Here is a 14,920-nt window from a genome sequence, read left to right on the forward strand (position 1 = left end):
GCTCCGACGGCGTTACCGATAAAGGCGTTCGACGTGCGGTGCGTGCCCCGCGCCGCGCCGCGGTCCGCCTCCGCTCGGACCCGGCAACGGGCGGGTACGCCCCGCACGGCCCGACTGTATGCCCTCGCACGGCCCGGGCAGCGGGCTCTCGTACGGGTTCGGCGGTGGGCTCGACGGCCCGCGCGGCGGCTTCCGGGGTGGTTCGTCCGGGAACGGCTGCGGGGCGGCCCGTCCGGCGAATGGTGCGCCGGGCGAACCGCCCCGTGAAGTTCCTTGCCGGCTAACGGCGTGCGCCGCTCATCGCGCGCCCACCCGTGCGGCCACACCACGCCCCGGCGCCGGCCGCCCGGGCGGCCCTGCCGGTGCGCGGTTCTGCTGGACCGGCAGCCCGTTCTGCACATCCATCACGGCGTGCGCGACCATGCCGCCCAGCGGGTCGTAGCGAATCAGGTCCCGCAGCCGTGACCGCGAGGACCTGCCCTCGTTACCGGGGTAGAGGTGCTTCCCCAGCCCGACCGAGTGGGCCAGCGCGGCCAGCGCCGCCGTCCTGGGGTCCGGCGGCACGCCGGTCCGGATCGCGGTGTCCAGCCGCTGCTTGATCGCAGCGTTGGTGCAGTCGTCCGACGCCTGGTAGCGCGTCGTCGGCAGCACCCCGCACATCTGTCCCGGCACCGCCGTCACCATGCCGCACCGTTCCAGGTGCGCCAGATAGGTCTGACGGAGCCCCAACCGGGGCCCACCGATCCAGTGCGCGGCACGGACCGGGCTGCCGCGTCGGCGCAACAGCTCCAGTGCGTGGTCCAGGGTCGGATCACCGGTCGGCCGTGCCATCACCACGGCGATCCGATCTCCGTCCGGGACTATCCGTCCGGCCAGGGACAGCTCCACCAGCTGTGCCCCGGCGAGTCCGAGGTCGAGGGTCTGCGGCTGCGCGGTGGTACCCGTGGCCGGGTCCAGTGCGAGCAGCAACAGCTCCTCGGGAATTGTTCTGCGGCTCCTGCCCATCCAAGCCTCCCCGCGTGGATGAATGACAGAGTGACGCCTCTCACACAGGCTTGTCGAGTACGCCTCCGAATCGTGACCTTGCCGCGGGAACTCCCCGGGACCGGGGAACCACGGCCGAACACCACGGCGTCTGACCCGGGGAGCAGCCCGGGCGGGGGCAATAACCGCCGGTCGGGCGGGGTGTGCGCGCCCAGTTCGCCGCCGGTGTCGGAGACTGTACCGATAGCGGAGCAGGACGAGAACCTGCGGGAAAAAACAGGTCGACGGTCGGCCCGGGAAGATCCGGGCGGACAAGGAGGAAGGGTCACGTGGGCGAGTCCCCCGACAGAGTGCGCAACGACGGCGAGAGCGGGCCGGTCGAGCCCGAGCCGACCGGGTCGGGAGCCGGGTCGAGCAGCTCCACGGTGCAGCTGCGGATCCAGGATGTGGACTCCCGGACGACCGCGCTGCGTCTGCCGGTGGACAACGCCACCACCGCGCTGCGGCTGCCCAAGGAGGTCGTGGCGGAGCCCGCGGAGCCCGCCGAGCCGAAGCCGGAACGCCCGGACCAGCCGCGGGAGGCCGGTGACGAGCCGTCGGCGGAGCCGTCCGGGTCGGCCCCCGCGGAGCCGGCCGAGGCACCCGAACCGGCCGAGCGGCCCGCCGCGGCAGACCCTCGTCTCGCCATGCGGGACGGCCGGGAGCGGGCGGGCGCCGGGCTCAAGGAGGCCCGGCCGGCGGCTGAGCCGGCCGCGGCAGCCGCGGAGGCCAGCACCGCTCCGCTGTCCCGGCCCGAGCGCGAGGCAGGGGCCGAGGCCGAGGCCGAGGCCGAGCCTGGGGTTGCGGCCGAGTCCGAGCCCGAGGCTGAGTCCGAGTCCGAGGTCGCGCGGGAGCCCGAGCCGGTGGCGGTGGCCGCCGCGCCGCCGGTGCCCCCGACCGTGCCGCAGGCCCCGCCCCGGCCCGCTGCTGCGCCCGTGCCCGCTGCGGCGCCCGCTGCCGCGCCGCCGGCGCCGCCCGCGTCCGCCGCTGCGCCCAGGCCCGCCGCTGCGCCGCCCGCGCCCCCCACGCCTGTTGCCGCGCCGCCCGCGTCGGCAGCCGTGCCGGACCCGACGCCCTGGCCGGCGCCCGGGCCGGAGAACACCGTCGAGGCGATGGAGGTGCTCGCCGCGCTCAGCCGCCGGCCGGTCACCCCGTTCCAGCGGGCGGTCAAGCGCGCCACCATCTGGACGGCGTTCCTGGCCGTGGTGCTCGGCGCCCTGGTGACGGCCCAGCTGCTGCGGCCGCTGCCGGAGCCCAAGGCCAAGCTGGGCGTGGCCGGCGCCTTCACCTTCTCCGGCGACCAGCTCAGCATCCCGTGGCCGGCCAAGGGCCAGGCTGCCGCCGAGGTGGTCGGCGTGGGCAGCCTCGGCAGCTCCGGCCCGGAGACCCCGGCGCCGATCGCCAGCGTCACCAAGGTGATGAACGCCTACCTCATCCTGCAGGCCCACCCGCTGAAGAAGGGTGAGACCGGACCGGTGCTCACCGTCGACAAGCAGGCCGCGCAGGAGTCCAGCGACGCGGACCAGTCCAAGATCCCGCTGACCGAGGGGCAGCAGCTCAACCAGTACGAGGCGCTGGAGATGCTGATGCTGCCCTCGGCCAACAACGTGGCCCGGCTGCTGGCGCGCTGGGACTCCGGTTCGGAGGAGGCCTTCGTCAAGAAGATGAACGACCAGGCCGCCAAGTTCGGGATGGCCAACACCACCTACGCCGACCCGGCCGGGTACAGCAACGACACCAAGAGCACCGCCAAGGACCAGCTCAAGCTCGCCGAGCAGGTCATGAAGATCGACATCTTCCGGCAGATCGTCGCCGAGCCGGACACCAAGTTCAACAACCAGCGGGTCTTCAACACCAACGAGCTGCTCTCCCCGAAGAACGGGGTGATCGGGGTCAAGACCGGCTCCTCGACCCCGGCCGGCTCCTGCCTGATGTGGGCGGCGGTCAAGGACATCGGCGGCACCAAGCGGCTGATCCTCGGGGTCACCCTCGGCCAGCCCGCCACCAAGGAGGAGCCCAGCCTGGTGAAGGCGGCCCAGCCGATCAGCATGAAGATCATCACGGCGGCGCAGAACGGTCTCGCCGGCCAGACCCTGGCCAAGCAGGGCGAGGTGGTCGGCTACGTCGACGACGGCCTCGGCGGCCGGACCCCGGTGGTCGCCACCAAGGACCTCACGGTGGCCGGCTGGTCCGGCATCACGGCGCACGTCACGCTGGACGCCACCAAGCTCGCCCACACGGTCAAGGCCGGCACCCAGGTCGGCACCGTCTCGGCGGGTGAGGGCGACGGGCGGGTGGAGGTCCCGGTCACCCTGCAGTCCGACCTGGCGCCGCCGTCCATCGCCTCCCGGCTGTTCCGGCTGCTCTGACCCCCGTGCCCCGGGTGCCGCCCGCACCCGAGGCCCGCACCGTCCCCGGCCCCGGCCGCCGCGGCACCAGCCGTGACGGCCGGGGCTCAGGCGTTCCGGGGCCCGCGCGCCCCATCGCCCTGCTCCCCGCCGCGCTGCGCCCCGCCCTCGGGTGCCCCGTGGTCCGCCCGCTCGGGGTGGCTCCACCGGCCGGGTTCGGTGGGGCTGCCCAGCAGGTGGGCGACGGCCGGCTCCTCGGAGATCACCCGGCCGAGCACCAGCGCGAGCGTGATCGCGGCGAACATCACGATCAGCCAGGACAGCGAGGTGAACACCACCCCGTACGGGCCGAACTTCTGCACGCTGCGGGTCATCGCCCCCGGCAGGTACACCTGCGAGGCGACCCCCAGCAGTAGTTCGGCCGCCCCGGCCACGACCGCCCCGGGCAGCAGCGGGTACCAGCGCACCCGGCTGCCCAGCAGCAGGTGCTGGGTCCACCACCAGAGTGCGGTGCCGGCCAGGAACGCCAGCGGGACGCCCACCAGCGGCCCGAGCCCGAAGCCCCGGCGGATCGGCACCTCGAACACCAGGAACACCAGCCACACCGCCAGCCACACCAGCCACCGCCAGACCGCGACCCGGGTGCGGGACTTGGGCATCTCCCAGCAGCGCTCGCAGACCCGCTGGAGTGCCCGGCTGAGGGCGGTGGCGGACAGCAGGGTGACCACCGCGCCGAGTACGCCGAAGCTCTGGGTGACGTCGTCCTGTCCCGCGGAGAGCAACTGCTGCACCTGCTGCTGGGTGCTGCCCCGCAGCCCCAGATGGTCGTGGAGCGAGCTGGTGACGCTGTTGCGGATCGTCGCGGGGGCGAACACCGCCACCACGAAGAGCGCGGGCAGTGCGCTGAGGAAGGCCTGGGCGGCCAGCCGGGTCGCGTTGTCCAGCAGGTTGACCCGGAGCAGGTGGCCGACCGTCCGGCCCACCATCGGGACCTGCTCGGGCGCCGTCCGGGCGAGCTCGGACAGCTCGGCGGCACGGCGACGGGTGCCGGCCCAGCGGCCTTGCGGGCCGGGGGCCGGGCCCGGTTCGGGGTCGGGCCGGTCGGCGTCGGGCCGGTCGGGCGTACCGTGACCGCGGCGGGGCGGATCAGTCACGGACACCACCTCCCGGGCCGGGTCGATGTTCCATGCTCACCCGCCGCCCCGGGCGGCGCACCCGCACCGCGCCGGGGTGGCCCGGGCGGAACCCCGACCGAGCGACCCCGGCGCGCCGTCTACCGGGGCTACCGGCCGATGATCTTCTCGGTCCGGGCCTTCACGCCCCACGCGGTGACCCGCCAGAGGGCCTCGACCACGATGTTCCGGCTCATCTTCGAGGCGCCGTGTTCCCGCTCCACGAAGGTGATGGGGACCTCGGCGACCTTGAAGCCGCTCTTGACGGCCCGCCACGCCAGGTCGACCTGGAAGCAGTACCCCTGCGAGGCGACCTCGTCCATGCCGAGGCCGAGCAGGGTCTCCTTGCGGAAGGCTCGGTAGCCGCCGGTGACGTCCTTGATCGGGACGTCCAGCATCACCCGGGAGTAGAGCGAGCCGCCGCGCGAGAGCATCAGGCGCGACTTGGGCCAGTTGACCACCGCCCCGCCCGGCACCCAGCGGGAGCCGAGCACCAGGTCGGCGCCGCGCAGCGCGGTCAGCAGCCGGGGCAGCTCCTCGGGCTGGTGGGAGCCGTCGGCGTCCATCTCGACCAGCACGTCGTAGCCGTGGTCGATGCCCCAGCGGAAGCCGGCCAGGTAGGCCGCGCCCAGGCCCTCCTTGCCCTTGCGGTGCAGGACGTGGACGTTGCCGTCCTCGGCCGCGATCTTGTCGGCGAGGTCGCCAGTGCCGTCCGGGCTGTTGTCGTCCGCCACCAGGACGTGGACCTCGGGGACGGAATCGCGGACCCGGGAGACGATCCGCTCGACGTTCTCGGCCTCGTTGTAGGTCGGGATGATCACCAGTACCTTGCCGAGGTCGGCGAAGGTGCTCTCCTGGGGGGCAGTCACGTCTGTGCCTTTCAGTCTGGTGTGGCGTGCCGGTCATTGTGCCCTGCGCGCCGGCTACCGGCGGCTGCGCACCAGCAGCGACACCGTTAGTCCACGAACATGTCGGACCTCGGTCGGGGTGAATACTGTCCGGAGTGCCCCGGCTTGTTCCGCCGGGAGGCCCTGGTACGGGTCATCACCTGTGCCGATGGTAACGACCCACACCCGTGGCTCGTTTCCGATGCAGCTCGCGGGCGCCGGACATTCGCTGGGGAACAGGTCGTCGGCCTGTATGGCCGACTTCTGGACGAACGGCTGGGTGGGCCGTACCCCGGGCGGAAGATGGTAGGCGATTCCGGGGCCGGCCATCTGCCAGGCCTCGGCGCCGCCGATCGCCACCAGGCCGTCGCCGCTGCGGTAGCCGGCCGCCAGCACGGCCGTGGCACCGCGGTAGTCGGGGGCGCCGTGCGCGCGGCCGCCGCGCTCCGCCCGCTGCGCCGGGAAGCCGAGGAGGCCGGGGAGCACCACCGCGACCGCGACCACCGTCAGCGCGGAGGCCGCCCGGGCGGGGGTGGCCCCCCGGAGCGCGGCGGAGCCCCGGAGCAGGACCCACAGCGCATCGACCCCGCCGCCCGCCAGTGCGGCGCAGGCGGGCAGCGTGAACAGCAGGTACCGGTCGAGGAAGTACGAGATCTCGCCCTGCGAGGCCAGCCACACCACCAGCACCGGCAGCACCGCGAGCAGCAGCAGCTCGGTGGCCGGCCCGGGGCGGCGAAGCAGTGCGCACCCGGCGAGCGCGAGGAAGACGTACGTCACCTGGGGGGCGCCGAACAGCCCGCTCCAGAAGTGCCACAGCGCGGGCCCGTCGGGTCGCAGCACCCAGTAGAGCTGGCGGGCGGACTGCTGCTGCCCGAGCAACATCACCGGCACCGCCGGAAGGACGGCCAGCAGTGCCGCGCAGGGGAACTGCCAGAGCGGCCCGCGGCTGCCCGGCCGCCGCGCCCGCAGCAGGACCACCGCCAGCTCGGGGACCAGCGCGCTCAGCGAGACGAGGTGCAGCAGTCCGGCTGCCGAGGTGCAGGCCGCGAAGGCCGCCCAGCGGCCGACCCCGGGGCGGTCCAGCGCGCGGAACAGGCACCAGACGGCCGCCGCCGTCGCGCAGGCCACCAGCGCGTAGGCGCGGGTCTCCTGGGCGTACCGGGAGACCGAGGGCACCGTCGCGAACAGCAGTCCGGCGGCGAGGCCGGCCGTCGGGCTGCGGAACAACCGCCGGGCGCTCAGCGCGGTGAACGCGGCCGCGCCGGCCATGGCGAGCGCGGAGGGCAGCCGGAGGGCGACGGGGGAGGTGCCGAAGACCTCGGTCCACAGGTGCAGCACCACGTAGTAGGCGCCGATGCTGGCGTCCACCCGGCCGAGCATGCCGAACAGTTCACCCAGCCCACGGGTCGCGGCGCTCCAACTGGACAGCTCGTCCCGCCAGAGCTCCGGCGTACCGATTCGCCAGAGCCCCACCGCCAGCATCACCAGCGCGGGACAGAGCCAGACGACGACCGACCTGATGCTCCGTGGCCAATTCCCCATGTACCCAGCACACTACCTAAATCGCCTGATAAGGCAGATTTCGCCCGATATCCCGCGAACTGCCGCACCGGATCGGAAGCGTCCGGTTCGAGTGCACAACGACGCAGCTGCCTCGGTGGGTACGCATGTCGGCCGAGGCGAAGGGGAGCGGGCGCCGCCCGCGCGGCCACGACCGCATCCCGGGGCCGGGGCGCCGGCCCGCCGTCGGGCGGCCACCGGGCGCCGGGCCCGCCAAGGGGAGATCTTCGGAGGCCGGATCCGCTAGTCTGTCAGGGATCGGTCGGCCGCTCGGCTGCGACCTCGTGCCCGCGAAGCCGTGCGGCCCGAGCCTGCAGTCCCCGGGTGCACCCGCCCGTCGGCCTCAGTAGCTCAGGGGATAGAGCACGGCTCTCCTAAAGCCGGTGTCGCAGGTTCGAATCCTGCCTGGGGCACACCTGCTGCTCGCGGCGCAGAACGTGATGAGGGCCGGCTCACGAGGGAGATCCTCGGGAGCCGGCCCTCTGTCATGTGGTGCGCCCGCTGTGCCACCCGTCGTCGTGACGACGGTCAGGAGCGCGGTGGGCGCCGTCCCACGTGAGCCCAGACGCTGCGGCGGCGGGCCACCGTGAAGACCGCGTCGACCCGGGTGGGGGTCAGGACCGGGGGGTGGGCTGAGAGCGCCGCGATGATCTGCTCGCCGGCGAGCACCGCCACGGCCGGCCGGCCGCTGTGGGTGAGCTTGCGGGCGCCCACCACCGCCACCACCGGCTGGACGGGTACGTCGAAGCCGCACCAGCTCGTCAGCAGAGCGGCCGTCCGCCGTCCCTCGAACTCGGCGTTCGCGAGGTACGGGAAGCTGTTCCGGTTGACCAGCACCCGCTTGTCGCCCACCAGGACGGAGGCGTCGGGGTGGTGCTTGGTGTTCACGGTGAACACGCCCGGCGGCCCGATCACCACGTGGTCGATGTCCGCCCCGCTCGGCAGCGGCACGCCGTGCAGCACGTACCAGCCGGACCCTCTGAGGCTGTTCAGCAGTCCGCCGACCAGCTGTTCACCGTGCAGACCGGTCACCAGCTCCCGGCGGGCCAGGTTCTCGCGGGTCAGCTTCGCTGCGGCCCGGACCAGCCAGTTTCGTTGGGCCTCCTCGGTCCGGATCATGCTCCGGACGCCGGTGCCAGGTTGGTTCCGGGCCAGGTCGTCGGCGTCCGACAGCGGGGCCAGGGGTGGAATGGCAGCTGGTGGCAGAGGCGGAGGTGAGGCGATCGGCGGCTCAGCGGGAGCCGCCGGTCTCCCGGTGATCGTCAGCGGCGGGATCCGGCGGCCGCACGAGCCGACCCATTCCCTGATCTTCGCCAGCGCGGCAGCCTCGAAGGCATCGTCGGTGATCGTGACGGCCCCGGTCGGGCAGTCCAGCCAGGCGACGGCCTTGCCGCGGACCCCCGCCAGGTTGACGTACAGCCGATCCTTCCCCGGCACCCGCCACGGCTTGACCGTCAACTCCTCCACGCTGCCCCCTCTGTACCCGACCTGACACGAGATCAGCACGTGCGCCGGCCCCTGACAAGAACGCGATCGGCCAAGCCCGGCGCCGGCGACCCGGCGGGGGCCTGGGATGCTGGGGCGGATGCAGGGTGAGGGACGGGGGAGCGGGCGTGGGTGGCGGAACGGTCGAGTTGGTCGTGTTCGACTGCGACGGGGTGCTGGTCGACAGTGAACCGATCGCGGTGCGGGCCCATGTCGCGTTGGGCGCCGAGTTCGGGTGGCCGCTGAGTGCGGACGAGGTGGTGGAGGAGTTCGTCGGGCGGTCCACGGTGTCGATCGGGGAGAAGATCGGTGCCCGGCTGGGCGTGGAGGTCGCCGAGGCCTGGGGCGAGCGGTTCGTCGAGCTGCACCAGGAGGCCGTGGACGCGGAACTGTCGGCGGTCGACGGCATCGTGGCGGCGCTGGACGCGCTGGACGGCCTCGGGGTGCGGTACTGCGTGGCGTCCAGCGGCAGCCACGAGAAGATGCGGCACACGCTGGGCCGCACCGGCCTGTACGAGCGCTTCGCGGGCCGGATCTTCAGCGCCACCGAGGTCGCCCGGGGCAAGCCGGCGCCCGACCTCTTCCTGTACGCCGCCGAGCGGATGGGGGCCGAACCCGGCCGGTGCGGTGTGGTCGAGGACAGCCGGCCCGGTGTCGAGGCGGCCCGGGCCGCCGGGATGCGGTCCTTCGGCTATGCCGGGGGAGTCACCCCGGCCGGTCGGCTGGCCGGTCCGGGCACGGTGGTGTTCGAGGACATGCGCAGGCTCCCGGAGCTGCTGGCCGGCGCCTGACCGCGAGGCTCGGCCGGGGCGGCTCCGCCGGCCTTGACCGCGAAGGCGTGCAGCCAGGTGAGGTCGCGGTGCCCGGGGCCGTAGCGGGCGAGCTCGTTCTCCCGCTCCACGGCGAGGACGGTGAAGCCCGCCGCCGCGAGCAGGGTGCGCACGCCCGCCACGCTCTGGTAGTTGAAGAACCGGGTGCCGTCGCTGCTGAAGGACTCCACCAGCTCCTCGGTACCCTCGCCCTCCTTGAAGCTCACGAAGACCGCGCCGCCGGGCACCAGGACCCGGGCGAACTCGCCCAGGGCCAGGGCGATGTGCTCGTCCCTGAGGTGGAGCAGGGTGGCCTGGCACCAGACCCCGGCGTAGGAGGCGTCCGGCAGCCGGAGCGCGCAGACGTCCAGCTGCTCGAAGGCGAGCCCGGGATGCAGCTCGCGGGCCCGGGCGACGAAGGAGGGCGAGAGGTCGCCGCCCAGCACGTCGAGGCCACGCTCGGCCAGCAGCGCCGTGTCGCGGCCGAAGGCGCAGCCGGCGTCGAGGACCGGGGCGCCCGGCGGGCCCGGCAGCAGCGCGACGAACCGGTCCAGCTCCGCGCCTGGGGTCATCGCGCGGGTCGCCTGCTCGTACTTCTCCTGGCCGTTCTCGTACGCGGCCATCGTCCGGGCCAGGTAGTCGAACATCTGCCGGGGTCCGCTCAGCGCCGGTGGCGCCCGCTGCTGGCAGCGGTGACCGGCTCGGGGTAGGGGATGCGCAGCTTCCGCGCCAGCGGCGCCACGGCGGCGCCCGCGCCGAGCGGGCGGGCCAGTGCGAACAGCGAGAGCAGCACCGCCGCGGAGCCGGCCAGCAGGCCGGCCAGGTTGCCGAACGTGCCGGGGCCGAACCAGGCCGCGATCCAGTGGGCCGCCACCGCGCCCGGGACGCAGGCCAGCAGGATCGCCAGGTGCAGGGTGAGCACCCGGCCGCCCTCCAGGCCGCTGGTGGGCTTGGAGCGGCGGGTGCCGAGGGTGAGCGTCGCGTCCGGGCCGGCCTGCGCCGGCACGGCCGGCTTCGGCGCCTGCCGCAGGCGGCGGCCGAGGGCCCAGCCGGTGAGCGCGACGCTGAGGACGCAGGCGACGGTCTGCGCGGTGGCCATCCCGATGATGATCCAGCGCGGGTCGAGCAGCCAGTACGCGACGCCGGAGAGTCCGGCGTTGGTCGCGGTGCTCGCCACGGTCAGCCAGAACGGGGTGCGGGCGTCGCCCATCGCGTAGAAGCCGCGGGCCAGCGCGTACTGGGCGCAGAACGCGGGCAGGCCGATCGCGAAGGCGATCAGCACCTGGGCGATCACCCAGGCGTCCGCCGGGGTGGTCTTGCCGTGCTGGTAGGCGATCGCGGTGATCTGGGTGGCCAGGGTCACGAACAGGACGGTGACCGGGACGATCATGGCGGCCGAGGTGCGCAGCATGCCGGCCAAGTCGGAGCCGATCTGGCTGTACCGGCCGGCGGTGGCGGCCCGGGACATGCCGGGCAGCAGGGCGGTCACCAGCGAGATGGTGATCACGCCCTGCGGGACCACGAAGAGCTGGTAGGCGTTGGTGTAGGCGAAGTTGCCGAGCCCCATCGGCAGGTGGGCGTGCTCGGCGAGGTCGCCGGCCCGGGCGCTCAGCTGGCTGATCACCGCGAAGGACAGCTGGGTGACGGCGACCAGCGCCAGCGCCCAGGCGGCCGACCGCAGCGGCCTGCCCAGCCCCGCGCCGCGCCAGTCGAACCGCGGATGCCAGCGGAAGCCGGAGCTGCGCAGCGAGGGCAGCAGGCCGACGGCCTGTACGACGATGCCGAGGGTGCTGCCCAGGCCGAGGAGCACCACGTCGGCGGTGGTCACGGCGTCCACGGTCTTGGCGTTGGAGCCGATCACCATGTAGAGGCCGAAGACCGCGATCGCCACGACGTTGTTGAGCACCGGGGTCCACATCATCGCGCCGAACCGGTCGCGGGAGTTGAGCACCTGGCCGAACAGCGTGAAGACGCCGTAGAAGAAGATCTGCGGCAGGCAGAAGCGGGCGAAGGCGATGGTCAGGTCGCGCTTCACACCCGGGGGGTAGCCCGAGTAGGCGTCCACGATGAGGGGGGAGGCGCACCAGGCGGCGACGGTCAGGACGATCAGTGCGACGCCGCAGATGGTCAGCAGCCGGTCGGTGTAGGCGACGCCGCCGTCCTTGTGGGTCTGCGCCGCGTGGACCAGCTCCGGGACGAACACCGAGGCCAGGACGCCGCCCATGAGCATCATGTAGACGACGTTGGGGAGCGAGTTGGCGATGTTGAACGAGTCGCCGAGGCCGGCCGAACCGAGCGCGGCGACGATCATCGCGCTGCGGACGAAGCCGAGCGCGCGCGAGGCCATCGTGCCCAGCGCCATGATCAGGCCGTTGCGGCCGGCCGAGGTCGCCGGCTTCTCGGCCGGGGCCTGAGCCGGGGCGGGCCCCTGGGCAGGGACCGTGGGCGGCACGGGGGGCATCGGCGGGGCGCCGGGGGAGGGCTGCAGGGGGATCCGCAGGGCCATGGTGGGCGGGTCGATGGACGCGTTCGGGTCGAAGGACCCGTCCGTCGTGTGCATGGTCATCAGACCCCCGTCACTCGGTGCCTGGGAAGCGGCGCTGCGGAGCGATTCCGCGCCGCCCGTCCGGCGAAACGTCGGTGTACGGAGTCGACCTGTCGGACAAGGCCGGCCAGGTCCACCGCGGACCGGGCCTCCCCGTGCCGGGTGCGGACCGCACCCCAGCCGGAGAAGTCTGCCTCAATTCGGCACGCACTGGGGAGCCGGGTGCCGCGGGTGATGAGCGCCACCCGGGCGATGGCTCGGTGGAGTTGAGCAGCCGGTGTGCTGGATTGGCGAGCGTTTGCCCGGTATTGGGTGATTTGTCGCGGCGTGCCGGGAAGTCAACAGCTTGCTGGACCACGCTCCGAGCCCCTCCCCGGGTTGCCCCTGTCGTGATGTGATCTTCCTCACCGCCCGTCAGGAATCCTCGTCCGGTGGACCCTCCTCGATCGGCCGGGTCGTCCCTTCGGGTACCAGGACGCGCTGCACCCGCGGCCGGGTCCGCCACTCGACCCGGCGGGAGTCCCGCAGCAGCGCGCCCGGGTGCCAGAGCTCCAGCACCGCCGTCACGCCGCCCAGCACCGCCGCGGCGCCGAGCCAGCCGGCCAGCACGTCGCTCGGCCAGTACAGGCCGAGTGCGATCCCGCTCCAGCCGACGGTGAGCACCAGGGCGGCCGCCAGGGTGCAGGCCGCGTACCGCCCGGCGCGGTTCACCCGCGGCCACAGCAGTGCGGCGAGCGCGGCACAGGTGATGAGGGAGGCCATCGCGGGCCCGGACGGGAAGGACGGGCCCGCGGCGCGCGCGATCGGGTCGGGGAAGTGCGGGCGCGGGTGGTCGATCAGGAGCTGCGTCAGCCGGCCGGCCAGCCACCCGGTCAGCACCAGGGCGGCGGCCCACCCGGCCAGCGTCCGGGCGCCCAGCCGCAGCAGCCAGGCGGCCACGAGCAGCAACAGGATCCGCATGGTGACCGGACCGCCCAGATCGGCCAAGGTCCGGACGGCGGCCGTCGACACGGTGTGCCGGCGGGCGTACCGGTGCAGCGAGGCCACCGAGGCGTGGTCGAGCCGGGTCAGCGGGCCCCAGTCGCCGAGCACCAGGGTGAGCAGCAGCGCGAACAGCACGGCGGCACCGACGGCCAGCGCGGCACATTCGGCGTGGCGGCGACGTTGTCTCTGGTAGAGCGCGTCGATCGGCTGCTGCATGGCTGTCACCTTCCCGGTGGGGCGGCCTTTCCGACGCAGGGTGAGTCCCGATTCGGCATCTTTTGTGTCGAGTTATCGCAGATTCGACGATTGCATGGCGCGCAGGATTGATAACGCTGGGTATCGAATCGGGGGCAAAATGGGCAGGATACTCCATGGCGGGGGAAAATCTGAGTGAGTTGGGAATGTTGTCCGATTTCTGTGCGTTGGATCGTTACGTGTGAGCCTCAGTGAGGCCCGCACCTCTTTGAGCCCGTGGATCTCCCCGTGGGGATCTCCCGAGGATCCCGCCGCGCCGATCTGCCCTGATCGGCGCAGACGCAGGCAGACCCGGCAACACCAGCAAGGGAGCAAGCATGGCCACCCGTGCCGTCGTTCGCGACAGGGCCGACCGGACTCGCTCGGCCCGCCCGACCAACTTCGAGGCCGACCGCGACCTTGTCGGCATGTACCTGGACGAGATCGCCAGGACGCCCCTGCTCGACGCCGCCGAGGAGGTCGAACTCTCGCTCCGGATCGAGGCCGGCGTCTATGCGCAGCACCTGCTCGAGGTGGGTTCCCTCCCTGCGGGAGTGAAGCGGGAGGAGCTGGAACTCATAGCCGACGACGCCGAGCGCGCCAAGGACGTCTTCATCCGCTCCAATCTGCGACTCGTGGTCGCCGTGGCCCGGCGCTACCCGCGCAGTGGTCTGCCCCTGCTGGATCTGATCCAGGAGGGCAACGCGGGCCTGGTCCGGGCGGTCGAGAAGTTCGACTACTCGAAGGGGTTCAAGTTCTCCACGTACGCGACGTGGTGGATCCGGCAGGCGATCACCCGGTCGATCGCCGACCAGTCGCGGACGATCCGGCTGCCCGTGCACCTGGTCGAGGAACTGGGGCGGATCCGCCGGGTGCAGCGGGAGAAGGCGAAGGAGCTCGGCCGCGAGCCGGAGCCGGCCGAGATCGGTGCGGAGCTGGACATCAGCGAGCAGCGCGTCAAGGACGTGCTGGACTGGGCGCGGGACCCGGTCAGCCTGAACATGTCGGTCGACGACGAGGGCGAGACCCAGTTCGGCGACCTGGTGGAGGACACCGGCGCGGTCTCCCCCGAGGACGCCGTGATGGTCATGCTCCGGCGCGAGGAGCTGGACACCTTGATCGACCGGCTGGACGACCGGACGGCCTCGATAATCCGCTCCCGCTACGGGATGGAGGACGGCCGCGAGCGCACACTGACCGAGGTCGGCAAGCAGCACGGGCTGACCCGGGAGCGGATCCGGCAGATCGAGAAGCACGCGCTGGCCGAGCTGAAGAAGATCGCCGACCACGCGGGCTTCGAGGCGGCCTGACCAGGGCGGGCGCGACGGATCGACCGGTGGCCCCGGTGCGGCTTCGGCCGTGCCGGGGCCGCCCGCTACGCGGCCTAGGCTGGTGGTGGGGTGGACGTGGTGGGGTTGACGGTGGGCCGATGGCGGTACGGGAGCGACGGGAGGCTGGGCAGCATGAGCGAGCCGGGCGAGCAGGGCGGCAGCGGCGAGAAGGACGGCAACGGGAAGCAGCAGCCGGTGCTTGGGCGCGAGCTGGTCTTCGGCGACCCGCTGGACCGGCAGACCAGCGATGACACCGACCAGGGCTGGGGGGAGCGCCCCCGGGGCGGGGAGAGCGGCGGACACGGGCTGGACTGGTACCTGAGCCAGCGGCCGCCCCACCACGGGGACTGAGCGGCACCCCGGGGCGGCCGGGGCGGCCGGAGGGCCAAGGAGAGCGCGGCGCACGCCTCAGGGGCGGCCGAAGGCGTTGACGACGCCGGTGAACGCGGCACCGATGACCACCGCGACGGCGAGGCCCACGCCATTGCCACGGAGCAGGAATTCCTTGAAGCCGTTCATGCTGCCCCGAACGGGGACGGGCA

Annotated in this window: 12 protein-coding genes, 1 tRNA gene and 1 pseudogene; 5 read left to right on the plus strand and 9 right to left on the minus strand. The window is 73.0% G+C overall.

What is annotated here, in order from left to right:
• Nucleotides 1-297: 297 nt before the first annotated feature.
• The gene (locus AB0K43_RS14985) at nt 298-1,005 is read right to left on the minus strand and encodes a GPP34 family phosphoprotein (protein ID WP_350637288.1); all 708 of its coding nucleotides are present in this window, start codon (nt 1,003-1,005) and stop codon (nt 298-300) included.
• Nucleotides 1,006-1,313: 308 nt separating this feature from the next.
• Between AB0K43_RS14985 and AB0K43_RS14990 the strand changes: the two genes are divergently transcribed.
• Nucleotides 1,314-3,392, plus strand: coding sequence for a D-alanyl-D-alanine carboxypeptidase (locus tag AB0K43_RS14990; RefSeq protein WP_363639611.1), 2,079 nt, complete (start codon nt 1,314-1,316; stop codon nt 3,390-3,392).
• A gap of 86 nt (nt 3,393-3,478) precedes the next feature.
• Here AB0K43_RS14990 and AB0K43_RS14995 read toward each other — a convergent pair whose 3' ends face one another.
• From AB0K43_RS14995 to AB0K43_RS15005, 3 genes are all read right to left on the minus strand, one after another.
• Entirely contained in the window at nt 3,479-4,525 is a 1,047-nt protein-coding gene (locus AB0K43_RS14995; protein ID WP_363639613.1) for a YhjD/YihY/BrkB family envelope integrity protein, read from the minus strand.
• Between the two features lie 128 nt (nt 4,526-4,653).
• Nucleotides 4,654-5,412: a polyprenol monophosphomannose synthase gene (locus AB0K43_RS15000; protein ID WP_363639615.1), complete on the minus strand. Its 759-nt coding sequence runs from the start codon at nt 5,410-5,412 to the stop codon at nt 4,654-4,656.
• 54 nt (nt 5,413-5,466) lie between these two features.
• Entirely contained in the window at nt 5,467-6,972 is a 1,506-nt protein-coding gene (locus AB0K43_RS15005; RefSeq protein WP_363639617.1) for a glycosyltransferase family 39 protein, read from the minus strand.
• A gap of 358 nt (nt 6,973-7,330) precedes the next feature.
• On the opposite strand from AB0K43_RS15005, the gene AB0K43_RS15010 reads away from it, so the two are divergent.
• Nucleotides 7,331-7,403: transfer RNA gene (locus AB0K43_RS15010), tRNA-Arg, on the plus strand.
• Nucleotides 7,404-7,518: 115 nt separating this feature from the next.
• Here the strand turns inward: AB0K43_RS15010 and AB0K43_RS15015 are convergent.
• Nucleotides 7,519-8,457 (minus strand): nuclease-related domain-containing protein, encoded by a 939-nt coding sequence (locus AB0K43_RS15015; RefSeq protein ID WP_363639619.1) that lies wholly within the window; start codon nt 8,455-8,457, stop codon nt 7,519-7,521.
• A gap of 146 nt (nt 8,458-8,603) precedes the next feature.
• On the opposite strand from AB0K43_RS15015, the gene AB0K43_RS15020 reads away from it, so the two are divergent.
• Nucleotides 8,604-9,266 (plus strand): HAD family hydrolase, encoded by a 663-nt coding sequence (locus AB0K43_RS15020; protein WP_363639621.1) that lies wholly within the window; start codon nt 8,604-8,606, stop codon nt 9,264-9,266.
• Here AB0K43_RS15020 and AB0K43_RS15025 read toward each other — a convergent pair.
• The 3 genes from AB0K43_RS15025 to AB0K43_RS15035 form a co-directional block, all read right to left on the minus strand.
• Nucleotides 9,167-9,931: a class I SAM-dependent methyltransferase gene (locus AB0K43_RS15025; protein ID WP_363639623.1), complete on the minus strand. Its 765-nt coding sequence runs from the start codon at nt 9,929-9,931 to the stop codon at nt 9,167-9,169. The genes AB0K43_RS15020 and AB0K43_RS15025 overlap by 100 nt on opposite strands.
• Before the next feature lie 14 nt (nt 9,932-9,945).
• Entirely contained in the window at nt 9,946-11,850 is a 1,905-nt protein-coding gene (murJ, locus tag AB0K43_RS15030) for a murein biosynthesis integral membrane protein MurJ (protein ID WP_363639625.1), read from the minus strand.
• A 393-nt stretch (nt 11,851-12,243) separates the two neighbouring features.
• On the minus strand, nt 12,244-13,029 hold the full coding sequence (locus tag AB0K43_RS15035; protein ID WP_363639627.1) for a phosphatase PAP2 family protein: 786 nt from the start codon (nt 13,027-13,029) through the stop codon (nt 12,244-12,246).
• 446 nt (nt 13,030-13,475) lie between these two features.
• On the opposite strand from AB0K43_RS15035, the gene AB0K43_RS15040 reads away from it, so the two are divergent.
• Entirely contained in the window at nt 13,476-14,357 is an 882-nt protein-coding gene (locus tag AB0K43_RS15040) for a sigma-70 family RNA polymerase sigma factor (protein WP_363639702.1), read from the plus strand.
• Nucleotides 14,358-14,510: 153 nt separating this feature from the next.
• Entirely contained in the window at nt 14,511-14,729 is a 219-nt protein-coding gene (locus AB0K43_RS15045; protein ID WP_363639629.1) for a hypothetical protein, read from the plus strand.
• Nucleotides 14,730-14,801: 72 nt separating this feature from the next.
• Here the strand turns inward: AB0K43_RS15045 and AB0K43_RS15050 are convergent.
• Nucleotides 14,802-14,897, minus strand: a pseudogene (locus AB0K43_RS15050) (MscL family protein); the annotation flags it as partial.
• Between the last annotated feature and the right edge of the window lie 23 nt (nt 14,898-14,920).

It is taken from the genome of Kitasatospora sp. NPDC049258 (assembly GCF_040678895.1).
Taxonomy (GTDB): domain Bacteria; phylum Actinomycetota; class Actinomycetes; order Streptomycetales; family Streptomycetaceae; genus Kitasatospora.